Annotated in this window: 18 protein-coding genes; 8 read left to right on the forward strand and 10 right to left on the reverse strand. The window is 40.1% G+C overall.

Translation table 11 applies throughout. The annotated features are described in order from the left end of the window. Positions 1–27: 27 nt before the first annotated feature. Together CWB62_RS13850 and zigA are read right to left on the reverse strand one after the other, a co-directional pair. Positions 28–717 (reverse strand): DUF1826 domain-containing protein, encoded by a 690-nt coding sequence (locus CWB62_RS13850; protein ID WP_138527983.1) that lies wholly within the window; start codon positions 715–717, stop codon positions 28–30. Next, a complete protein-coding gene (zigA, locus tag CWB62_RS13855; protein ID WP_138527985.1) occupies positions 717–1,916 on the reverse strand; it encodes a zinc metallochaperone GTPase ZigA in 1,200 nt (399 codons plus the stop codon). The genes CWB62_RS13850 and zigA overlap by 1 nt, the downstream gene beginning before the upstream one ends. Before the next feature lie 222 nt (positions 1,917–2,138). On the opposite strand from zigA, the gene CWB62_RS13860 reads away from it, so the two are divergent. Further along, the gene (locus CWB62_RS13860; RefSeq protein ID WP_138528063.1) at positions 2,139–4,274 is read left to right on the forward strand and encodes a TonB-dependent siderophore receptor; all 2,136 of its coding nucleotides are present in this window, start codon (positions 2,139–2,141) and stop codon (positions 4,272–4,274) included. Positions 4,275–4,303: 29 nt separating this feature from the next. Here the strand turns inward: CWB62_RS13860 and CWB62_RS13865 are convergent, their stop codons facing one another. The 7 genes from CWB62_RS13865 to CWB62_RS13895 all read right to left on the reverse strand — a co-directional run bounded on the left by CWB62_RS13865 (position 4,304) and on the right by CWB62_RS13895 (position 10,918). After that, positions 4,304–5,383, reverse strand: a complete 1,080-nt coding sequence (locus CWB62_RS13865) for a mechanosensitive ion channel family protein (RefSeq protein WP_058405686.1) — start codon at positions 5,381–5,383, stop codon at positions 4,304–4,306. A 99-nt stretch (positions 5,384–5,482) separates the two neighbouring features. Further along, entirely contained in the window at positions 5,483–5,887 is a 405-nt protein-coding gene (locus tag CWB62_RS13870) for a DUF6691 family protein (protein WP_138527987.1), read from the reverse strand. A gap of 3 nt (positions 5,888–5,890) precedes the next feature. Further along, complete coding sequence (locus tag CWB62_RS13875) at positions 5,891–6,304, reverse strand: YeeE/YedE family protein (RefSeq protein ID WP_058405684.1); 414 nt, start codon at positions 6,302–6,304, stop codon at positions 5,891–5,893. 68 nt (positions 6,305–6,372) lie between these two features. Further along, entirely contained in the window at positions 6,373–7,572 is a 1,200-nt protein-coding gene (locus CWB62_RS13880; RefSeq protein WP_249310677.1) for an OmpP1/FadL family transporter, read from the reverse strand. Between the two features lie 219 nt (positions 7,573–7,791). Next, positions 7,792–9,222, reverse strand: coding sequence for a sugar porter family MFS transporter (locus CWB62_RS13885; RefSeq protein WP_138527989.1), 1,431 nt, complete (start codon positions 9,220–9,222; stop codon positions 7,792–7,794). A gap of 36 nt (positions 9,223–9,258) precedes the next feature. Then, positions 9,259–10,353, reverse strand: coding sequence for a FecR family protein (locus tag CWB62_RS13890; protein ID WP_058405682.1), 1,095 nt, complete (start codon positions 10,351–10,353; stop codon positions 9,259–9,261). Continuing rightward, a complete protein-coding gene (locus tag CWB62_RS13895; RefSeq protein ID WP_058405681.1) occupies positions 10,346–10,918 on the reverse strand; it encodes an RNA polymerase sigma factor in 573 nt (190 codons plus the stop codon). Before CWB62_RS13895 ends, CWB62_RS13890 begins: the two co-directional genes overlap by 8 nt. Before the next feature lie 351 nt (positions 10,919–11,269). Here CWB62_RS13895 and CWB62_RS13900 point away from each other — a divergent pair, with 351 nt between their 5' ends. From CWB62_RS13900 to CWB62_RS13920, 5 genes are all read left to right on the forward strand, one after another. Beyond that, positions 11,270–14,563, forward strand: coding sequence for a TonB-dependent receptor (locus CWB62_RS13900; RefSeq protein ID WP_138527991.1), 3,294 nt, complete (start codon positions 11,270–11,272; stop codon positions 14,561–14,563). A gap of 71 nt (positions 14,564–14,634) precedes the next feature. Further along, positions 14,635–16,191 (forward strand): tryptophan halogenase family protein, encoded by a 1,557-nt coding sequence (locus CWB62_RS13905; RefSeq protein WP_138527993.1) that lies wholly within the window; start codon positions 14,635–14,637, stop codon positions 16,189–16,191. Positions 16,192–16,229: 38 nt separating this feature from the next. After that, positions 16,230–16,970 carry a SapC family protein gene (locus CWB62_RS13910; protein WP_138527995.1) on the forward strand — a complete coding sequence of 247 codons (741 nt, stop codon included), beginning with the start codon at positions 16,230–16,232 and terminating at the stop codon, positions 16,968–16,970. After that, entirely contained in the window at positions 16,963–17,682 is a 720-nt protein-coding gene (locus CWB62_RS13915) for a DUF6445 family protein (protein ID WP_138527997.1), read from the forward strand. Before CWB62_RS13910 ends, CWB62_RS13915 begins: the two co-directional genes overlap by 8 nt. A gap of 325 nt (positions 17,683–18,007) precedes the next feature. Beyond that, positions 18,008–18,436 carry a DUF6491 family protein gene (locus CWB62_RS13920; RefSeq protein WP_058405677.1) on the forward strand — a complete coding sequence of 143 codons (429 nt, stop codon included), beginning with the start codon at positions 18,008–18,010 and terminating at the stop codon, positions 18,434–18,436. Between the two features lie 128 nt (positions 18,437–18,564). On the opposite strand, the gene CWB62_RS13925 is transcribed toward CWB62_RS13920, so the two are convergent. Beyond that, positions 18,565–19,059, reverse strand: coding sequence for a phosphatase domain-containing protein (locus CWB62_RS13925; RefSeq protein WP_138527999.1), 495 nt, complete (start codon positions 19,057–19,059; stop codon positions 18,565–18,567). Positions 19,060–19,148: 89 nt separating this feature from the next. On the opposite strand from CWB62_RS13925, the gene CWB62_RS13930 reads away from it, so the two are divergent. Next, positions 19,149–21,386 carry an exonuclease domain-containing protein gene (locus tag CWB62_RS13930; RefSeq protein ID WP_138528001.1) on the forward strand — a complete coding sequence of 746 codons (2,238 nt, stop codon included), beginning with the start codon at positions 19,149–19,151 and terminating at the stop codon, positions 21,384–21,386. A gap of 133 nt (positions 21,387–21,519) precedes the next feature. Continuing rightward, complete coding sequence (locus CWB62_RS13935) at positions 21,520–22,401, forward strand: RodZ family helix-turn-helix domain-containing protein (protein ID WP_138528003.1); 882 nt, start codon at positions 21,520–21,522, stop codon at positions 22,399–22,401. Positions 22,402–22,439: the final 38 nt, after the last annotated feature.

Here is a 22,439-nt window from a genome sequence, read left to right on the forward strand (position 1 = left end):
ATGGCCTTTATTAATGGCGCTTTAATTTCATATAAAATCGAGGGTGAGCAATAACCGTTGCTCGTTTGCAGCTACCGGTGGCGAGCGGTGCACTAGCCCTGCGCCTTCGTTTTCATCCCAGTACTCGCCTTTAAGCAGGGCAACATCACCTTGCTTGAGTTGATTAATATTATTTAGGCTTTTAAATAAGCCAGACTCTTCATCGGGTTTACCTAAATTACCTGTACCTAGCTTTGAGCGCTCTACATCGCTGTGATTTAACCACTGCGTAGCAACACCTTGGTAAGTAGTGACTAGCCGGCACGGAATTTTGTCTACATGAAAACGCGGGCACATGGGTTTATCTAATATTTTTAGCCTTAAACCGGCGCGTTTTAAATCAAACAGGCAGCAAAACATTTCAACCAACAGTGCGATATCTTCACACAGCGCTTTAACTTCATCGCGGTTAGTATCTTCTGGCTTAAGCGCTTTTATTAATTGACCAAATGCATCATCGGGCGATACCGCAAGTTCAAGTGGCTTTAAAGCATTTGCACTAATGAGTGTATTAACTGCATTTGTTAATGCTTGCTCAAGGTCTCTTTGCCAAATAACAATGTTAGTGTCTTGGTTATAAATTTGTGGCAATACATTGGCGTCACACTCTTTAGCTGCTTTTCGGTACAGTGGTTCATCCGGTTTTATTTGCGCAGTTAGTGGGGCTAGGGCATTCATTACTCTTCCTCCCAAATAGGAAACGGGTCGTTATAGGTTCTCCAAAAATCTTTACCTTTAAGTACGGCATCTTCTGGGAGTAGGCAGTCATCAAGCGCTTTAATCATGGCTTGTTGATTCAAAGATTGACCAATAAACACTAGCTCTTGGCGCATGTCACCAAAGGGTTCTACCCATTTACTGTTTATATCAGCAAGTATTTCGGGCTCTGTGGGCCAGTCTTTTTTAGGGATGGCTTTAAAAAACATACCAGCAAATCCGTAATGAGCTATACCGCCTGCTTGGCTCCATTGCCCGCAAAATAAAGGGCGTGTTGCTAACCAAAAATAACCTTTAGAACGAATTAGCTTGCCAAACTGCTCGGTGTTGTGCAAAAAGTGATAAAACTTTTCAGGGTCAAATGGGCGGCGCGCAGTGTAATTAAAGCTGCTAATACCATACTCTTCGGTCTCGGGAATATGTTCACCATGCATTTCTTTAAGCCAACCCGGCGCTTGTTGGGCACGTTCAAAATTAAATAAACCCGTGTTTAGCACTTCGTTAATATTAATATGGCCGTTTGAAATAGGGATAATGTTAGCGTGAGTGTTAAGCGTATTTAAAATGGCAGTGAGTTTATTTAATTCATCGTTTGTAATTAAATCCGTTTTACTGATTAAGATTACATCGGCAAATTCAACTTGGTCAACAAGTAGGTCGGCTACGCTTCGTTCGTCGTCTTCTCCTAACGATTCGCCGGTATCTTGTAAATCATTTGCTTGTTCGTAGTCGTTTAAAAAGTTAACGGCATCAACCACCGTTACCATAGTATCAAGGGGGGCAATATCACCCAGTGATACGCCATTTTCATCGGCAAATGTGAAGGTTTCGGCTACCGGTAATGGCTCAGAAATACCGGTTGATTCAATAACGAGGTAATCAAAATGCCCCTCTTTGGCAAGTTTGCCCACTTCAACAAGTAAGTCTTCTCGTAGGGTACAGCAAATACAACCGTTGCTCATTTCGACGAGCTTTTCGTTACTGTGATTGAGCGATACATCGTTTTTAATAGTGGCTGCATCGATATTTATATCGCTTATATCGTTAACTATAACAGCCACTTTTTTACCTTGCCTGTTATTAAGAATATGGCTAAGTACAGTGGTTTTACCGGCCCCCAAAAAACCTGATAACACTGTGACGGGCAGTTTATTTATCATTTAATAATCTTACTAAATTGCAATTTAAGGTATGTTATATTATATCAATTCTGTATTCCAGTAATGCTAATTATTTTATTTAATGCTGAGCTGCAAATTTAATGTGTTACTCAAATACTTTTCATTCGAAAAATAAGGATGAATATGAAATTATTTACATTGCACACAGTAATGATAGTCGTTATCATTCGTGTTGTTTTTAAGCCTCTTCTCTGGATCAACATGTTTAACCAAAAATATTTGGCGCTCAGTATTGCTGCGTCTTTTTCTGCTTTTTCTAATGTGGCATTTGCCGAGCAAAATAACGAGATTGAAAAAATAGCAGTAACAGGCCGCGCTCAGCAGTTTTACCTAGAAACCGAAAGTAAAATTGGTACTAAAACGGATTTAGATCTTATTAAATTACCGCAATCTGCGCAGGTATTAACCGAGCAACTTATTATTGACCAAGCCGCGCGCGACATTACCGATTTATACCGCTCAATAGCAGGCGTAAGTGAGTACAGTTATTCAGGCGTTACTTTTCGTGGTTTTAGAGACGATGCCAATGTATTTTACGATGGCGTACGCGGCGATCCGTACTCGGGCTTTGGTGTACCACAATTGTTTAATGTAGCGCGGGTAGAAGTATTAAAAGGCCCAGCCTCTGCGTTATATGGTGGCGGTGAGCCTGGCGGTATGATCAACTACGTGACTAAAAAGCCTTCGTACATGCAAAGCAAAGAGCTAAAGCTAACGCTTGGCAATTACAACACGCATGGTGCATCACTTGATATGACCGGCGGTTTAACCGACACCATGGCGTACCGTGTAGGTGGTTATTACGAGGAGCAAGATAGCTTTCGTAATAATGCAGATTCAAAAAACACCGAGTTTACCGGTGGTTTATTATTTGATTTAACAGATTCAACCACACTAACCACAAGTGTTGACTATATCAAACAAGACTTAGGCGGTAACCGTTTACGTGGTGTACCGGTAGATGACAACGGTAACTTTTTAGTTAACCCTAGCTACAACGCAAACGAAGCGGTTGATTATCAAGACATGGAAGCGTTAGTGCTGCAAGCCGAGCTAAAGCATTACTTTAATGATGATTTTTCTCTAAGTAGCACACTACGTTACATGGATAACGAACGCGACCAAGCGTACCATGAGTCGCAAAGCTGGGTAGATGTAAACGGCGATGGTGAAGCAAACATTGATGACAAAATCATTAAACGCGAATACCGTAAGCAATACCGCGCTAACGAAGAAACAAGCTTAACGACTGACTTTGTTTATAGCTTTGAGCAAGACCAATTAACGCACCAAGTATTATTTGGCGGTGACTACCACATAGTCGATACCGAGTACGATTACTTACGTGCCCGCTATGAAGCAGACGGCGTGGCTAATTTAAACATATTTGACTTAAATTACGGCGAAACCGACCCAAGTACTTATAACCTTACCGACATGAGCCGCGATGGTGTTGAAACTGACCGTTTTGGCCTATACGTACAAGATGTTGTAAGCATAAACGAACAGTGGACTGTTATTGCAGGCCTGCGTTACGATTATTTTAAAGAGCTAAACAAAGAAACCGGTTACAGTTATTCAGATAACGATGTAACGCCGCGCGTGGCTGTTACCTACCAACCCGTTGAAAACACATCGGTATACATAAATTACTCAGAAAGCTTTAACCCAGCATCGTCGGGCGATCAAGAAGACGTAGAGGGCGAGGGTAATTTAACCCCAGAAACCGGTAAACAAACCGAAATTGGTATGAAAAACAAATGGCTTAATAGCAAAATTATGAGCACCTTTGCTATTTACCAAATTAATAAAGAAAACGTAGTAATGAGCAACCCTGACGACACTGGCGCGGGTGATGGCATTGCAGCACTTTTAAATATTGGTGAGGTAGAAAGCCGTGGGTTTGAAACAACGCTGGTGGGCGATTTAACCGAGCATTGGACGGTAACGGCTAACTACGCCTACAACGATACATTGGTTGTTGAGGGGGTAACGGGCGATACTATTTCAAGCACCTACGGTGATGGCTCTCGCTTTGCTAATGCGCCGCGTCACCAAGCTGGTTTATGGTCGCGTTTTGCGCTTGATAACATCGATTCGTCTATTGCATTTGGCGCAAATTACGTAAGCGAGCAAATAAGCCAAGACGGCCAAAAAGTTAAATCCTTTACTGTATTTGATATGAGCTGGACTACTCGCTTTGACGATGTTTTATTAAGTGTAAATATTAATAATCTATTCGATAAAGAATACGCAGTAAGTGGCTTTAGTGAGCGTAACGGCCATTTCCCGGGCAGCCCACGTGAAATAGTAGGCCAAGTGACCTATAAATTTTAAAGTAAATTAAGCGCGAGCTTATCTCGCGCTTATTTTTTATCGCTATTAAAATTAGCCGCTTCTTGCGATGTATTAATGGCTGTAATAGGGAAGGGGATCACAATACCTTCTTGGTTATAGCGTTTATGGAGCGCTTTGATAAAAGCAGATTTAACCCAAAATCGATTAAAGTACTCTTTTGCGCGCAGCATTACGGTAAAATTAATACTTGAGTTATCAAAGGTGTGATACACCACAAAGGTATTGTAATCATCAACGCCCCACTCATGGTCAATCAATACTTGGCGAGCAACTTCAAGCGTTACCTGCTCTACAAACTCTAAGTCTGAGCTGTAATGCACGCTTACATCAACAGGTACACTCAGCTCTTTTTCGGGATAAAAGTAATTAATAATACGCGATTTAGAAAGCTGACTATTAGGAATAATAATCATATTATTTGGCAGCATTTTAACCCACGTAGAGCGCCAACCAATTTTTTCTACAAAGCCCTGCTCCTTTGATTCAAGCTCAATAAAATCCCCCACACGTATGGGTTTATCTATAACAAGCTGTACGCCCGAAAAAAAATTTTCAAGGGTGGGTTGCAGGGCAAGTGCAACGGCAAGCGAAGTAATACCAAGAGATGCAATGATAGGCGTAATAGAAATACCCAAGGTGCCCAATAAAACCAACAACCCCACCGAAAAAAGAGTAACGCGAATAACCCCCTTTATAATACTTTGAGAATTAAAAATAACCGCAGATTGTTTAGCGTAGTGATTAACGGCGCCAATAACAAAGTGATTTAAAAAAAATATAAGGGCAAGTAAAGCTAATACAATATTAATGCTGTTGAATGGAATTCGCTTTGCTAACTCGGGGTCAATAACGAATGTATCGTGCTCTAAAATGGTGATTAGCACAATAATTGTGCAAAGTGTTAGTGGCTTAGATATTGAGTCTAGAAGTAGTGTGTCGAATGTAAATGTTGTTTTTGATGTCCATTTTTTTAGCCAGTACATTATAAAAAAACGAATAAAAAACAACAGTATAGTTACAAATAAAAGGTAAGCTATCGTACTCAACCAAGGGGTGTTATTAATAACGTCAAGCGTATTTTTGAGCATAACTTAAACCTATTAAATATAATTATATTTAATACAGCAAGTTATGTACCTATGTTTGAAGTAAAGAGAAGTGTATTGCCGAGATGAGCTCGGCAATCGTTACTCATATTTTTTAGCTACCCACATTCCACCCAATACAGAGGCAAAAAACAGCCAAAACTCCATTTTGAATGACACCAGTTGAACTAAGCCGGGGCCAGGGCAAATTCCGCTCAATCCCCACCCCAAACCAAACAAAACAGAGCCCGTAATTAATCTCCGATCTACATTTTTTAGATTACTCAGGCTAAATGCTTCACCAAATAAAGGGGTATCTTTTTTAGAAACCCAAAACCACGCCAACATCATTATTCCCATGGCTACCGCCATTACAATAATTAAACTGCCATCCCAGCTTTCGCCAAAGGTCAAAAAATTAAGTACTTTATCGGGGTTGGTCATCCCGCTAATAATAAGGCCTAAGCCAAAAATAAAGCCTAAAAATACCGATGTAATTGCTTTCATGTTTTATCCAACTAAGTTAGCAGTTATTACAGCAACAAGCATAAACACACATGTTGAAACCCAAGAACGTGTAGAGAAACGCGACATACCACACACGCCATGGCCGCTTGTGCAGCCATTGGCAAATGACGTGCCAACACCCACTAAGAGCCCCGCTATAATAATTAACCACGGCGGTAGGCTTAACTCGCCCTCTAATAACTCAGGCGCAATAAGTGAAGTGGCAACGCCCGCAATTAATAAGCCTGTAATAAAGCACACTTTCCACACATTATCGGGTTTTAGTGGAGTAAACAAAGATTTAACTAACCCTGAAATACCGGCCACTTTACCAAATAAAACAAGTAATAATGCACATGAAATACCAATTAAAGCACCGCCTAAAGCGGCGGATAAAGGCGTAAATTCAGTTACCATTTTATATTCCCCAAACAATTGATACACCAACACCTGATTGGTCCATTTCGATTGCTAGTTGCTAGTTGCTAGTTTGGCGCTAAAAAGTTAGCACCTGATACCTTTTTAGCTGGCGAGTAAAAAGCCATAGCATTTAATTGTACATTGTCGCTAACTTTATGGCTAAAACCAGTTGTAAAATGCCACTCTTGTACACCCGGTGCTAAAATATTAAATAACACCTCAGACGACGGAATAGGCTGTTGAGTGTAAGAAACACCAAAGCGAATTTTTTGTTTCGCAGTACGCTGCCACTGATAACCTAATTTGTATATATCCATATCTTCCCAGCCAAACCCTGCACCTGTTGTTGCACCTAACGGTGCAGACATTAAGTTACTTATTGGGTTGGCAATGCTTTTAACTTCACTGTAGTTTATTTTTTGCCAATCGAATACAAGTTGGTTATTTGGTGTAATTTTATAGGCGGCACCAATTTGAATTGAGGTAGGTAAGTCAAAGCCACCGTCTTCTGCGAATAAACCTTTATAGCTATCAAACTCTTCCATAGACACCGACGAGCGGTAACTGGCACCCCAGCTAAACGATGTGCCTACGGTTTGAGTTATGCCCACTTGCACACCTAAGCCTGTGCTGGTGTCGGTGCCATTATTAGTTAAATTTTCAGGCGATTGCGAAAAAGGGGCAAAGTTTCCCAGGCCTGTCGCTTTAAATTGTTGCACAACATAAATAGGTGAAACCCCCACTTTTGTTTGCTCGTTTAATTTATAGTTAATAGTTGGACTAATAAATAACTGTTTTAAATCAACGCCTGTTGTGCCAGCGTAAAATGTACCTTCAGGCTCAGAATTGGCGCTGTAGTCGGTGTTCATACCGCCATTGCCGTAAACCAATAGGCCAATATTTATTTTGTGATTTAACTGGTGGCCAATAGCAAATTCTGGGATGGCAAATAACGTGTTATCACTTTTTTGGGTTTTTGCTTCAAGATAAAGCGCATTAGGATAAAACGTATCTACAGATGATGCTGTGTATTTTCTATCAGGTGAAAATAGCTCTAATCCCAGTGACATTTCTGTCCCATTTACAGTAAAACTGGCCGGGTTATTAGCACCAGACATTAACTCTTCAGATAGCGCAACCCCTGCACCTGCCATGCCTTTGTGGGTCATGCCATAGCCATGAGTAAAATACCCATTGGTAGCAAATGCGCTAAATGTTCCTAATGTGCATGTTAATGCAAGGCCTGATACTAACTTATTTTTCATTTTGATAGACATACGTAGTGAGAAAACGCGGACAATAGCTAATTTTCTATATTCAAAAAAAGGAATATAAATCGATTACTTATAGTAAAAAAAATATTTAGCGTGTGTGTTTAACCCAAAGTTTAGCGAGGTAATGGCTTAAGCCTTTTATACAACCATTAAATCAATCATTTAGCTAAAAAATACAAAGCGGTGAGAGGATTCACCGCGCTAGATTAATTACATAGACTCAAGTGTTTTACCACGGGTTTCTGTAATGTATTTAGCCACAAAAAATATACTAATAAGTGCCGATAAAGCGTAAAAGCCGTACGCACCTGCAAGGCCAATATTAGCCAACATAATAGGGAAGGTCATGGTAATGGCAAAGTTAGCAATCCACTGTGCGCTTGCAGCAACCGCGAGGGCTGCGCCACGAATTCGGTTATTAAACATTTCGCCTAATAACACCCACACAACAGGGCCCCAACTTAAGCCAAAAAATACCACAAATAAGTTAGCCATTATAAGCGCAAACGTCCCCATGTTATCGCTAAGTGCAAGCTTGCCTGCTTCATCAAGGCCTGCGCTGCCAAATATATAAGTAAGCGCACTTAAGCTAATAAACATGCCCACACTGCCTACAAGTAATAGTGGTTTACGGCCAATTTTGTCAACTAGGGCAATAGCAATAAAGGTCGATACAACATTCGTGGTGCCCGCTAATACATTTATAAATAGCGATTGCGACTCGTCAAACCCAGCGGCTTGCCAAAGCTCGGAGCCGTAATAAAACACCACGTTAATACCTACAAATTGCTGAAATACGCTAAGCGCAACACCCGCCCATACAATAGGGTGTACCTTTTTACTGCCATCAATAAATAGATCGCGAATACTCGGCTTTTTATCACTGTGCAAGGAGCGTTTAACATCGCTTATTTGCGCATCAACGTTGTCGTTCGAAATTTTACTAAATACCGTTTTTGCATCGGTTACTTTACCTTGCGCCACTAAATAACGAGGCGACTCAGGAATAAACAACACCCCCACTAAAAACAGTATTGCAGGCACCAGCTCAGCCCAAAACATCCAGCGCCAAGCGGCTATATCAAGCATTAAAATATTTTGCGCGCTGCCTGCTGCATCAGCAATTAAATAGTTACTTAAAAACGCAGCAAACAAACCCAATACAATAGCGAGTTGTTGAAGTGTAGCTAAACGACCACGAAGGGCTGGTGGCGCAACCTCTGCAATATAAGCTGGCGCCAATACCGATGCAGCTCCAATACCTAACCCACCAAATAAGCGGTAAAAAATAAATTCGGCCGAGCTTTCGCTAATGCCCGAACCAAATGCGCTAATAGCAAAAATAATCGCGGTGATGATCATAATTGCACGGCGGCCAAACTTATCAGCCAGCGGCCCCGCTGCAAGTGCACCTAATGCGCAGCCTAATAATACCGAGGCTACATTAAACCCTGTAGCCACACTGCTTGAATTAAAAGCATTACCGAGTGCCGACACCGTGCCGTTAATAACGCCTGAGTCAAAACCAAATAAAAAGCCACCAATAGCAGCAACGGCCGAGATAAATATTACGTAAAAAAGAGAGCATGTGCCCAATGTGTGCGCCGAGCTATTAGTGCTCGGCGAAAGAGGTGATGTCATAATTGTGTGTCCTAGTTATTATTATGGTGTTCTTTGCTATATTGAAACGTGTGGTGTTGCGTATTTTAAACGAATTTTATTTGGGCTAACTCTTTCATAATCAATATTAAAGTTATTGTTTAATACTTCCAACAGTCCTTTAATATCGCCTGTTTTAAACATGCCGGCTACTTGCACTGTTTTGAGGCGGTCATCTTCCGAAAGCTCAAAATCTATATTTGTATAGCGGCTGATTTCAGCCATGGCTTCAGCAAGTGATTCACCTCTAAATATTAAGCTACCTTTGCGCCACGATAATCTAGCGGCTACATCCATAGGATCAACTTTTTCGACCGCTTTAGCAATTTTACCTTTAAAGCTTAAATCAAGTTTTTCTCCCTTTGACACCGAAGTTGAGCTAGTTGATAAGTACTGACCTTGCTTATTTGTTCCTTGGGAAAGATTGGGTAACGATTTGGCTTTTTGTTCTGCAACAAGGACTTTGCCATCTGTCACAATGAGTTCTATTTGTTTTTTACCCACCTCTACATTGAATGCGGTACCAACAGCTTGAATAACTTTATCACCCGCGATAACGCTTAAAGGGCGCATTTTATCGTGAGCTACATCTATATGAATTTCGCCACGCAGTAGATTTATTACGCGAGAGTGCTCGGTATACCTAACTTGAACAAAGCTATTAGTGTTTAAGGTAATTTTACTTTTGTCAGAAAGCAGTATGTCCTTACTTTCACCTACGTTGGTTTGAAAATTAAGTTGTTTCGCAACCACTGCTGACTGATTAACTGGGTAAAAAAATGAAAAGTTAAACGCTTCTTGAAAAAAGCTAAGTGCAACAGCTAATAAAATAGAGGCAGCTGTCGCACCTAACCACACTGGGAGACGCTTTTGTTTTACCGGTGTTTGTGGAAACAGATCTGACAAACGGCTGAGATCGCCCATTTTGTCCCACAGCTTTGCTACTTCAAGTAACACCTCTACATTTTTATAAGATTGTGCTAACCATTGTTTTAGCGCTTGTTCTTCGGGCTTAGTCAGCCCACGGTCAAGTTTAGCTAGCCATTCACTTGCCTTATCAAGGCGCACATCGTCGCTTAAATTTCGCTCGTTTATATGATGAATATTAGTCATTTCCACCTCCTGCATTTAGCTGCGAAGAAGTATTTGGTTGCCCATAAACACTTTTTGTAGATTGACGCATAAATTGCGTACAACGTTTCATGCCTGTTGCTATATGTTTTTCCACGGTACTTTCACTAAGGTTTAATTGAGCAGCAATCTCTCGCTGCGAATAACCATACACTTTTTTTAATACAAACACTTTACGGCACTGCACGGGTAAAAGCCGTATGGCCTCACAAAAATTAGAAAATTCACTATCGGTTAGTGCTTTTTCGTACATTTCGTCTTGCTGGTGCTCTGCTAAGAGTTGCTCTAACGCTTCCATGTTGTCGATGCCATCGACTAGGCGTATATTGGCTTGCTTTTGGTAATCGAGCGCTAAGTTTCGCGCCGTTTTGTAAATAAAAGATTTTGGTGAGCTTATGTTTTCAGTGTTTTTAATCTGACAAATTCGCACATAAGTTTCTTGCACTATATCTTCAATTTCATGTGGTGGCACTATGCGTGCAACTACACTTGATAGACTTTTGCGCGAGGCCAAATAGACCTTATAAAAAAGTGTGTCTTTCGTCATTTAGTGTGTGTCTCGTGTGTGTTTACGGCAATTATTGTTATTTTATTTGCCAATACAAACTAAGACGAATGGTAAGAAAAAATCCGCCATTAAATTAAAAAATAAATCAGTATTTTATTTTTTAATTTAATGTTCACTGACCGAACGAGGCATAAAGCTTGTAATGTAAAGGCGAATTGTACTACAGTTTTTGCCATTACTAGTACCCTACTAGGTAATGACTATTCGCTTTGAAAATTTAAATTTTTAATTAATAAGTAAAAAATTGTAATGTGGGCTGTATTTTTAATTGTTTAAAAATATTGTTAAAAGCGCAAACAATAAAAATAATAAAGGCATAAAAAATTTAGCATGGCTGGTCAAAAAAATAATTTATTAAATAAAAATAAAAAATATTTATGGAGGAAAATAAAAAGTCACTCGTCTTTGTTCTGTGTATGGCCAAAAACTATACGCAAGGAATATTTAAATTTGCCGCTTTGTTTACCTATTTATGTACTGGTTTTTAGCTTACTCACCACCGAGGTAAAAGCGAGTACTGTAAACGATAAAGCAGTGTTTAATATTCCCAGACAAAGGGCCGATTTATCGCTAATAAATTTTGCCGAGCAAGCCGATATTACTTTGCTTTTTCCGCTGGATAAAATTCAGCAGTTACAAACAAATACTATTGCTGGCGAGTATTCAATAATAAACGCGTTACTTATTTTACTCGATGGCACAGGGTTGCAACCGCATGTTAGCGAAGATGGGCAAATATCTATTTTAATAGACCCAAGTTTCGAGAGAACTGACAACATGGCTAACTATAAAAAAAATGGCGTGTCGAGTGCTGTACTAGCCGTACTAAGCACAATGACAACGCTTCCTGCAGTAGCAGAGACAGCAGCACAAGAACCAGAAATAATTGAAGTACGTGGAATTAGAGGCTCGCTTGGTCGAGCTATGGATGCAAAAAGAGAAGCGGGTGGCGTGGTCGACTCCATCTCAGCTGAAGATATTGGTAAATTTCCTGACACAAATTTAGCTGAGTCTTTACAGCGTATTACCGGGGTTTCAATAGACCGTTCAGGCGGCGAAGGGCAGCTCATTACGGTACGTGGTTTTGGCCCGCAGTTTAATACAGTCCTGGTAAACGGACGCCAAATGGCATCTGAAAACCAAAGCCGTGCGTTTAGCTTTGACACTATCGCATCAGAGCTGGTTAAAAGCTTGGATGTATTTAAAACCTCAACAGCCACAAAGCAGTCAGGCGGTATTGGTTCAACAGTTAATGTAAATACAGCGCGACCATTTGCAATTAGCGGTTTTAAAGTTGCGGGCAGTGTTAAAGGTATTTACGATGAAAATAGTGAAGAAACCACGCCTGAAATTTCAGGCTTAATTAGCAATACGTTTAATGATGACACACTAGGTGTGTTGCTTGCTGTTTCTCGTCAGGAGCGCGAAACACGCTTAAACCAGGCACAGGTAGACGGTTGGTTAGAAAACGTGGGTGTCCCAAATCCGCAAACTCAAAGCGGGCAAGCATATACCGGTAATATTTTTTCGCCGCGTAACTACGATCATAAAGTCACTACAGAAACACGTACACGTACTAATGCAAACTTAGTTATACAATATGCACCTTCAGATGATTTAGTTATAACAGCCGATGGGCTTTATTCTGATTTTGATGTTGAAGCTGACACCACGTCTTACGGGCATTGGTTTACAGCGCCAAACTTAGAAGGCTTTGGCGGGGCTGCAGGGCCAACTGTGGACCAAAATGGCACAGTGGTAGATTTATATCAAGAGGTAGGCCTTGCTACCGATATGCACGCTAAAAAGTTTGATCGCTTAACAAGCTCTAGCGCACTAGGCTTAAACTTTGATTGGCATGTAAACGATAACTTAAATATGAAATTTGATTTGAGCCATTCAAAAGCCGAGCGTGAGGCTAATAACGGCGGTGGCGATCAGTTATCGTTGATTGGCTATGCTAACCGAGTTCGATTTGAAGTAGATGGTGGCATACTACCTTACGCAAGTGAGTTTGCCTCTGCTAATCCTAATATTTATAGCGGTCAGCAAGAACTTGATGGGGTTGCTTATAACCCAGCAGTTACGCCTGATGGTGTATCTAATCATTTAGATACCGCCAATAGTCGAGCACACGTAATGCTTCGTCGTGGTTGGGCTGTAGAAGATACCGTGGATCAGTTTCGTTGGGATAGCATTTGGCATAACGATGGTAGCTCAGGCTTAGTCTCGGTCAAGTTTGGTGCTATGTATTCAACTGAAACTAAAAACCTTGATCGTTGGGATAACGAAGGTGTTGGTATTCACTGTACTTTTTGTGGTTACCCGGATAACCCAAGCATGGATGGCTTAGCACAATTTGTATTTGATGCAGGGGATGACTTTTTAGGCGATGTAAGCGGCAGCGGTCGTATGCCAACGTCATGGCTTGCACACGATGGCGAAGCAAACTTTGCGTACCTTGAGCAAATAGCTGCGGCGAATGGTCAACCTATTAGTTTTGATGCAGTTAAACGTAATAAGTCGTTTGAGATAACTGAAGATACTTTCTCGTTTTATACTGAGTTTGATTTTGAAGCTGAGCTTGCAGGCATGCCTTTATACGCAACAGCGGGCTTTAGATACGAAAGCACTGATGTAAAAGTAAAGGGGACCGATGAGCCAGTTAGTGCTTTAACCATTCTAGATAAAACAGAAATGCTTGCTAACTTTGGCGCGGTAGAAAATATTTCAGCCAGTTCAGATTATGAAGCTATTTTACCTAACTTTAGTGTAAAGCTTGAAATAAGCGATGAGCTAATAGCACGTGCCGCTGTATCGCAAACAATTACACGGCCAACACTCGATAGTATGTCGCCTGTAACAGTCATTGAAACAACTCGCCAAGGCGGCAATTTAACATCAAGCTCTGGTAACCCTGCACTTGAGCCATTTACCTCTGATAATTTAGATTTATCATTAGAGTGGTATTACGCGGATGCTAGTTATTTATCTGCGGGTTACTTTAGAAAAAACGTTGCTAACTTCATTATTAATACGACCGAAGACTTAACTTTTGAGTTGTCTGGTGGCGGATTGTTAACTGACCCCTCAACAGGTAATGATGTAGACAACCCTGACGCTGCCGACTCGACGGCTGTATTTACTAATACATTACCCAACAATAGTGAATCGGCGATTGTTGATGGCTGGGAAGTCGCCTTACAACATAGTTTTGATAGTGGCTTTGGTTTTATGGTTAATGCAACATTTGTAGACAGCGATGCAGAGTTAGACTCTGCAGATATAACTCAAGTTTTTGCATTAACAGGCTTAAGCGACTCTTATAATGTGGTTGGCTTTTATGAGAATGGCCCATTTCAAGCGCGTTTAGCCTATAACTGGCGCGATAGCTTTGTACAGTCGCTAACACAGCTAAATGGTGATGGTGTAACCATTGTAGAAGATTACGCACAACTTGATGCTAGCGGCAGCTATGACATTACCGAAAATGTATCGGTATTTTTTGAAGGTATTAACTTAACCGAAGAATACGTGCACAAGCGTGGTCGTTTTTCTAATCAATTATTGTTGGTTGAAGATAGCGGACGACGTTTTGCGTTAGGTATTCGCGGTAGTTTTTAACTTTAATTAATAAAGTGGCTTTTACAATTTGTAATAGCCACTTTTTCAATATGCCTTTATAGGTAACAAGTATGAACCAGCAAGATAAAAAAATAAAAACAGTGGTTGTCGTTGGTGGAGGTATAGCGGGCTGGCTAACAGCCGGACGATTAGCGGCGCACCATAAAAGTAATACCCCGGATGGCCTTAATGTTGTGCTCGTTGAGTCTCCAAATGTACCAATTATAGGTGTTGGCGAAGGCACTTGGCCTACCATGCGCAGTACATTAATAGCACTCGGTATTAGCGAAACTGATTTTATACGCGAGTGTGAAGCAAGCTTTAAGCAAGGGGCAAAATTCGCCAAATGGGTGGATGGCTCCGATGATGATTTTTACTATCACCCATTAGTTTTGCCACAGGGCTTTTCAAAAACTGATATGGCTGGCCATTGGTTAAATAACACCGCTGAGTCAGCATCTTTTTCAAATGCAGTGTGTTACCAAGAAGCTATTTGTGAGCAAGGGCTTGCTCCTAAAACAATTCGCACCCCAGAATACGCAGCTATAGCCAATTATGCCTACCATTTAGACTCTGCAAAATTTGCCGTTTTTTTACAAAAGCATTGTACGCAGCAGCTTGGCGTTAAGCATATTATAGCCGATGTGACGCAGGTTAATAGTGCTAAAAATGGCGATATTGCAAGCGTTACCACAAAGCAACAAGGTGAAATTAGCGGTGATTTATTTGTTGATTGCACCGGCTTTTCTTCATTGTTATTAGGTGAGCATTATAAGGTTCCTTTTAAGCCGTGCGATGACGTGCTATTTATTGATACCGCCTTAGCAGTGCAAGTCCCTTATGATAATGAAGATGAGCGTATTGCATCTCACACAATTTCTACAGCGCAAGAAGCGGGTTGGATATGGGATATAGGATTACAGCACCGCCGTGGTGTAGGTTACGTGTATTCGAGTAAATACAGTAGCGAAGCTCAAGCACGAGAAAAGCTTAAAGCGTATGTGGGCGATAAAATAGAGTCGTTAACAGTTAGAAAAATCCCTATTAAAAGTGGCCATCGCTCACACTTTTGGCAAAATAACTGTGTTGCAGTTGGGCTTTCGGCTGGTTTTTTAGAGCCTCTAGAGGCTTCTGCATTGGTATTAGTAGAAATGTCAGCACAGATGATCAGCGAACAGCTCCCCCATACCCGAGATATTATGGATATTACCGCCAAACGCTTTAACGAGACGTTTACCTATAGGTGGGAAAAAATAATCGACTTTTTAAAACTGCATTATATTTTGTCAAACCGTGACGATAACGCATTTTGGCGCGACAACAGAGACCCAAAAACGATTCCTCAAAGCTTACAAGATCTAATGAAGTTGTGGCAATACCGTGCTCCTGCTGATCACGACTTTACAAGTAATAATGAGGTGTTTCCAGCGGCGAGTTATCAATATGTTTTATACGGTATGGGCTTTAAAAGTGATTACAGCACAACTGCCTATATGCTTAAAGACACTGTTTTCGCTAAAAGTCAGTTTGATAAAAATAAGAGCATGATAAACCAAGCAGTCACTAACTTACCCAGTAACCGAGAGCTGCTTAATAAAATCAAGCACCATGGTTTTAGTGCTATTTAGCTTAAAAATTTACGCATAAAAACAATAAAGAGACACGCATGGAAAATTTAGTAGCATTAGAGCAAAGTGCTCATCAGCATATAAAAATAGACACACAAAAAGCACAATCACACGCTAAAAACCTTAATATGATCCCTGTTGTTATGGCGGAGCTTAGCCAAATTGCCGTTCAGCAGCCTATAGTTTTTGCAAAAAACTCAGAAACAGGCGAGTTTACACTCAATGCTTTATTAGGCTTTGAGCAGCATGAAAACTTGTTTTATCAGCAATCACAGTGGCAGGGCGTATATTTACCGCTTCAGTTACAGCGTCAGCCATTTTTTGTTGGTGATACGCATGCGCAGCAAACGCAATACCCTGTGTGTATTAATTTGAATAGCCCTGCAGTAGTTGATAACTCTGCGCAAAGCGAAAATCATTTAGAACCAATTTATACCCAAAGCGCAGAAGAAAGTGGCTATTTTAAACAAATAAAGCAGTGTTTAGGGCATTTACTACAAGGCGAATTAGACAATAAAAAGTTAATCGCTGCGTTGTTAAAGTATGAACTACTACAGCCATTATCGCTTGAAGTAACGTTTGAAAATAACCAAAAAACAAAGTTAAACGGCCTATACACTATTAATCAAGACAAACTCGCACAACTTAATAGTGAGCAAATTACGCTTTTACATCAAAGTGCTTTATTACCTGCCATTTATACAGTAATAACCTCACTTGGCCAGATATACCCATTAATAGAGCGTAAAAATGCGGTGCTTAATTTAGCCGATGATTGATTTTACACTTAACAAAAATATGGTGTTACAGATACACACTGTAGGGGAGGAAAAAACCCCAATTATTGTTATTGATGATTTTGTGAATAATGTAGATGCACTTATTAATTTTGCTGTGTTTTCTCAAAATGCGAGGGAAACATTTTGCACACAAGAAAGTGACTTTTACCCAGGAGTAAGAAAAGCAGCACCGCTTAGTTATATAGAGCAGTTAAAAGCGCTAGCGCCAATTATTAATTCACACTTTAATATGGCAGATAAAAGCGAGTTTGATGTAATACTTTCTGCCTTTTCAATTGCATGTACAGAGCCTGATAAACTCAGGCCAATACAAATGCTTCCCCATTTTGACACACCCAATATGAATCAACTCGCTATGGTGCATTTTTTATGTGATGAAACACATGGGGGTACTTCATTTTATAAACATAAAGCCCTAGGGTATGAATGTATAACAAAAGAGCGACTTATTCCTTATAGGCAAGCTATAAAGCAACAAGCCATGGCGCAAAAGCTTCATAAAAACCCACATTATATAACTGGCAGCACAGCTTTGTTTGAGCAAATTTTCAGTGTAGAGGCAAAGTTAAATCGGGTTGTTATATACCCAAGCAACTTATTACATTCTGGTAATATAAATGCGGCTAACGGTTATGCCTGCGATCCAATTAATGGGCGTTTAACTATTAGTAGTTTTGTAGTCATGTGCTGACTATTAATGTGTTGTTTGCAGCGGCTAGACGCTAATTGATATGATTATAAATTGATTTTTATAAATGATTTTTAGAATTCAAATATCTTAAAGTTATAAAAGGTGATTTATTGCCACCTCTTTTATGAAATAAAACGCTTTAAATTTACCCAAAACATTAACAAAAAGATGACAAAGATAAAATAATATTCTATTGTAAGAATGGTTGTATGTTTTTTGTTCTTTTTAGGGTGGGTGTAAAAATTAAGCTCTACTAAGTTGTATGTTTTCGCAATAAATATACATTTGTAATCTACCTAGTTATTTTAATTAAAAGGGATAATTTATGAAAAACAGTTTAGTTATTACATTAGCAGCAACAGTGCTTTTAGGCTGTTCAGCCACAAGTAATATTTCACTGAAAGAAAAAGACCAAGCATATGCAAAGTACTTGTCTGAAGAAAACTTAGCAGGTGAAGATAAAATCAATAGCTTTAGGTTTAAAGGTTGGAAACCACTTTCTGATAAATTCTTAATTATTTCAGCGGCACATAAAAAAGATTATTTGATTGAAACCCAGGGCACTTGCCATGACCTAAATGAATCTCATGGAATTGAGTTAAACCGATTTTCTAATTTTGTTATACATAAGGAAGGGGATTCAATTTCTACCATTGAACAACCTACAAAAAAATGTTTTATAAAATCGATTTACCCACTTACTGCTGGCCAAACGGAGCATTTAGAAAGTATTGGAAATCCTATCCAAAGTTGAATTTAATAACAATAATAGTTGACCTTTTAAGGTCAACTATTATTTAAGAAACGTTGAATAAACGCATTTTTAGTTCTAGATTTAAAATCAAAAGCGCATGCCAAGTTAATGTTACGCCTCGTAAATACCTAAATCATAAAATCTTCAAAGTACTCTTTTTGCAATTCTATAGTAAGCGCTTTAGGGCGAATGCCTTGTACAAGGCTGTATACCTCTTCTTTTGTGTAACCAGCCGAATTTAAAATAAGCGCAGCGACCAACCCTGTGCGGCCAGTGCCGCCTTTGCAATGTATGGCAATGGTTTGTTTTTGCTGTATGGCTTGTAACATGTCGGTTTTGTGGGTGTTCCAGCTTGATATAAAAGGCTGTTTGGGTGCTTCGTCGTCATTTATAGGTAAATGAAACCAGGTTATATCGTGCTTTTTGCACTCACTATTAATTGTTTGTACGTTGTTTTTTTCAAGCTCCTTTTGCGGCATAAGTGACAGCAGCATGTGAGTGCCAGCCGCCTTTAATGTAGCGATTGAATCCGCTAGGTTTTGCGTTTTTGTACCAGGGCAAGGCGTAAAAATAATATTTGCGCCGTTATTGAGTGATAAAACATCGTACGGGTGCGCGCTCATGGTAAGTCCTTTATTTTTAATAAATTTACTTTTATACGCTCACTATAGCGTGTTTTAGTTACAAGTTTAAGATTGAATAATAAGCACAAATGCTAGATACTGTTTTTATATACAGTTATGGCGATGTTATGAAAAAAGAATTACCAGCAAAATACTATTTAGCGCATTTTAGAGAGCTTATTGAGTTTGTAACAAGTAAATGTATGCATTTACTTGAGCCTAAACATAGTGAATTTATTTGTAAAATTAACCAGCTTGATGAACAAAGCCAATGCATGTTGGCACGTGTGTATTCGCGCAAGCCTTATTTAGTGCAGGCACAATCGCTCAATTATGAAGAAATAACCTCGCCGCATCAGGCTATTTATACCCTAAAAACAGTGGGTATTTTATATGAGCCAAACGCGCAGCATTACACGCTTCTTATAGCGCATTTAACTAAGCCCATGCTGGTGGAGTTGCTTAGTAATTACAGCGAGCAAGTAAGCTTTAAAAAAAGCGCAGCCAAAGGAGAATTAGTCACTATTGCGTGCCAATTTTTTAGTGAGCACACAGATGATCTCGCCCCTTTATATAGTCAGTATGTCATTAATAACCGTGAAGATTATTACGAGTATTTTGAGTTTTTATTTGCAGGGCGCTTAAGTAGTGGCGATGTAAATCATCAAAACCGCTTTGTTATGCGCGATTTAGGGTTAACCGCAACCCGCGAAGGACACAGCGAGAGTTTGTCGCGCTTTAATACACTCGCTGAGGCGCAATCTAATTATGTTTTAAATCGTTACCGTATAGCGTTTAAAAACATAGGCAAAACAGCCGGTAATACAAAAGATGAAACCTTGGATGACAAAACCCCTTACACCGAGCTTGCGCATTTAGTTTTAGCGCAACCGGCGCACGGTGTACAAGCGCACGACCTTAAAAACAAACTGCTGGTTAGGCTGTATAAACAACTTAAAAATACCGATAGCGAACTTGCCTTTAGCTTACTTGAAGGGTGCACCGATTATGCCGAAGCCCAAGAAATTCAAATAAGAGAGCAATATCGCTTAGGTAATAAAGAATGGGTGAAAGCACAGCTAGAGCAAATAATTGAAAACCCGCTCACCGACGATTTACTGTACTTTGCTGATGACTTTTTAATGCGTAAGTTTAATAAACAAACGCGTTCGCGCTTAAGCACTATGCTGGCCGACACCCAATGTGTACTTGAAATTGACGAAATTTACCGAGGCGATGTAGAGCAAGGCGTAAATGAGCATTACACCGCGAAAGGGTTAACGGTTTTTAATACCGAAAACACCTTATGGCAAAGCTTATTTGGTTTAGTATTTTGGCACGAGTTGTTTATAGAGTCGCCGTACCCGCCGTGTAATGAATTTGATATTTACCCGCAAGTTTTACAGCTTGGTAATTTTTATGAAGCACAAAGCACGCAAATTAACGCACGTTTAAAAAGCTGTAGTACTAATCAGGCGCTGCTTAATTTGGTATGTAAACATGCCGCGCAGTATTTTGAGCAGCCCAATGGTTTATTTAGATGGCGCAGCAATTTATTAGAGCCACTAGAGGCACTTATTTTAAACAGCCCGCTTGAAGCGTTAATTGCGCATTTAACGGCCATGAGCAAACAGTATTTACAGCTAAAAGATGGCTACCCCGATTTAATGGTCATTGATAATGGCCAAGTCCATTTTGAAGAGGTAAAAGCTCCGGGCGATAAGCTTAGGCGCAACCAATTAACCACTATTGATAATTTAAAAAATGTAGGCTTTACGGTACATATTGCTGCAGTTAAATGGTTTGTAGACCCACACCGTGTTTACAGCATCGTTGATATAGAAACCACGGGCGGCTTAAAAGGGGGTAACCGCATTACCGAGATTGGCATAGTTAAAGTACAGCACGGTAAAGTAATTGATACCTGGACGACACTAGTTAACCCTGAGCGCCAAATACCCGGCTTTATTACTAAGCTAACCGGCATAAGCAATAACATGGTTTACAACGCACCTGTATTTGCCGAGATAGCACAGCCATTATTAGATAAACTCGCAGGCAGTATTTTTGTTGCCCATAACGTAAACTTTGATTACGGTTTTATAAAAAAAGAGTGCGAGGTTGCAGGGCACTTTTTTAAAATGCCAAAAATGTGCACCGTGGTGGAATCGCGCAGAGCGTTTAAAGGCTTAAAGTCGTATTCGCTTGGTAACCTTAGTGCGCATTTTAATTTAAATTTAACCAGTCATCACCGTGCATTGGCCGATGCAACTGCCACTGCCGAGCTGTTATTACTGATACAAAATAGTAAAACGCAAACGCAGTAGCGTATTATCTTTTTTAACTGTATGAAATTTAAATAATAAGTAGTTTTATTATAAATTTTTAATTTATTTTGGAATAAAGTGTTTTTGTAAATCGTCTTCTTTATGTCAATCCGACAAACTAGAGGACAAAACAATGACTAAATTAAATAAAATTGTAAGCGTAATGATGTTAAGCGGTGTGTGTACTTTTACAGGTGCAGTGCACGCCGTTGATATTGAAATATCTCAGTCAACGTCGGCGCAGCAACAAACATCTACATCTATTGCGCTTTCACAAAACGGTTTAACAGCCAGTGGTAGCAACGAGTCAGACGTATCTAACGATACACAAGTAACGGCTGATGACTCGCAAGATACAGATTCAACGGCGAATAACACGCAAACTCCAGCGCAAGAAAGCAGCGAGGCCGCAGAGCCTGCAAATTTATTAGTTGCATCTGCAAGCGGATCTTTAAATAACGCATTAAATGCATCGGCATCGTCTTTAAATGCCACAGGCAATACCACAGTTAATACAGCGTTTGATGCAACATCGCAGTTAACCTCATCAGCAGGTAATTTAACAACCGCTGTGAGCCAGTCGTCATTACTTTCTCTTACCTCTGAACAAGCCGCTCAGCCAGACACTACCGATACATCAACAGATGCCTCTTTACTTTCAAATGTGAGTAGCGCTAGCGATTCAGTAACACAAGCTGATGCAACAAATGCGCTTAATGCGGGTGAGCTTACAAACCAATTAGCAATGACTAGTTCGGCTGCAAACTCAGTCAGTTCTGCACTGCAAGTGGGTGATGCAATTAATACCAGTAATGAAGTAGTAAGCAGTGTTCAGCAATCTTTAATTGCCAGTGTGCAAGATAGTACGGTTAGCAGTTTACAAAGCACGGTACAACAAAGTGTTAGCGGGCAGGTGAGCGCAGCGATCACTGATCAAATTAGTAACGATGTAGCACTTAGCACCGCAAGTGAAGTAGTAACTAACATTACTAACGATTTAGACCTAGGCCTTTAATGCGCCAAGTGCTTGCACAAATGCCGAATAGGGAAACC

The sequence above is a fragment of the Pseudoalteromonas sp. S408 genome (genome assembly GCF_005886645.1).
GTDB lineage: Bacteria > Pseudomonadota > Gammaproteobacteria > Enterobacterales > Alteromonadaceae > Pseudoalteromonas.

What these genes read in the sequence shown, in the direction of transcription:
- CWB62_RS13890 (WP_058405682.1), bottom strand. Translation starts at nt 10,353, where the DNA reads ATGACTAATATTCATCATATAAACGAGCGAAATTTAAGCGACGATGTG.
- CWB62_RS13880 (WP_249310677.1), bottom strand. Translation starts at nt 7,572, where the DNA reads ATGAAAAATAAGTTAGTATCAGGCCTTGCATTAACATGCACATTAGGA.
- CWB62_RS13915 (WP_138527997.1), top strand. Translation starts at nt 16,963, where the DNA reads ATGATTGATTTTACACTTAACAAAAATATGGTGTTACAGATACACACT.
- CWB62_RS13925 (WP_138527999.1), bottom strand. Translation starts at nt 19,059, where the DNA reads ATGAGCGCGCACCCGTACGATGTTTTATCACTCAATAACGGCGCAAAT.
- CWB62_RS13930 (WP_138528001.1), top strand. Translation starts at nt 19,149, where the DNA reads ATGCTAGATACTGTTTTTATATACAGTTATGGCGATGTTATGAAAAAA.
- zigA (WP_138527985.1), bottom strand. Translation starts at nt 1,916, where the DNA reads ATGATAAATAAACTGCCCGTCACAGTGTTATCAGGTTTTTTGGGGGCC.
- CWB62_RS13920 (WP_058405677.1), top strand. Translation starts at nt 18,008, where the DNA reads ATGAAAAACAGTTTAGTTATTACATTAGCAGCAACAGTGCTTTTAGGC.
- CWB62_RS13895 (WP_058405681.1), bottom strand. Translation starts at nt 10,918, where the DNA reads ATGACGAAAGACACACTTTTTTATAAGGTCTATTTGGCCTCGCGCAAA.
- CWB62_RS13900 (WP_138527991.1), top strand. Translation starts at nt 11,270, where the DNA reads ATGGCTGGTCAAAAAAATAATTTATTAAATAAAAATAAAAAATATTTA.
- CWB62_RS13935 (WP_138528003.1), top strand. Translation starts at nt 21,520, where the DNA reads ATGACTAAATTAAATAAAATTGTAAGCGTAATGATGTTAAGCGGTGTG.
- CWB62_RS13910 (WP_138527995.1), top strand. Translation starts at nt 16,230, where the DNA reads ATGGAAAATTTAGTAGCATTAGAGCAAAGTGCTCATCAGCATATAAAA.
- CWB62_RS13860 (WP_138528063.1), top strand. Translation starts at nt 2,139, where the DNA reads ATGTTTAACCAAAAATATTTGGCGCTCAGTATTGCTGCGTCTTTTTCT.
- CWB62_RS13885 (WP_138527989.1), bottom strand. Translation starts at nt 9,222, where the DNA reads ATGACATCACCTCTTTCGCCGAGCACTAATAGCTCGGCGCACACATTG.
- CWB62_RS13870 (WP_138527987.1), bottom strand. Translation starts at nt 5,887, where the DNA reads ATGAAAGCAATTACATCGGTATTTTTAGGCTTTATTTTTGGCTTAGGC.
- CWB62_RS13905 (WP_138527993.1), top strand. Translation starts at nt 14,635, where the DNA reads ATGAACCAGCAAGATAAAAAAATAAAAACAGTGGTTGTCGTTGGTGGA.
- CWB62_RS13850 (WP_138527983.1), bottom strand. Translation starts at nt 717, where the DNA reads ATGAATGCCCTAGCCCCACTAACTGCGCAAATAAAACCGGATGAACCA.
- CWB62_RS13865 (WP_058405686.1), bottom strand. Translation starts at nt 5,383, where the DNA reads ATGCTCAAAAATACGCTTGACGTTATTAATAACACCCCTTGGTTGAGT.
- CWB62_RS13875 (WP_058405684.1), bottom strand. Translation starts at nt 6,304, where the DNA reads ATGGTAACTGAATTTACGCCTTTATCCGCCGCTTTAGGCGGTGCTTTA.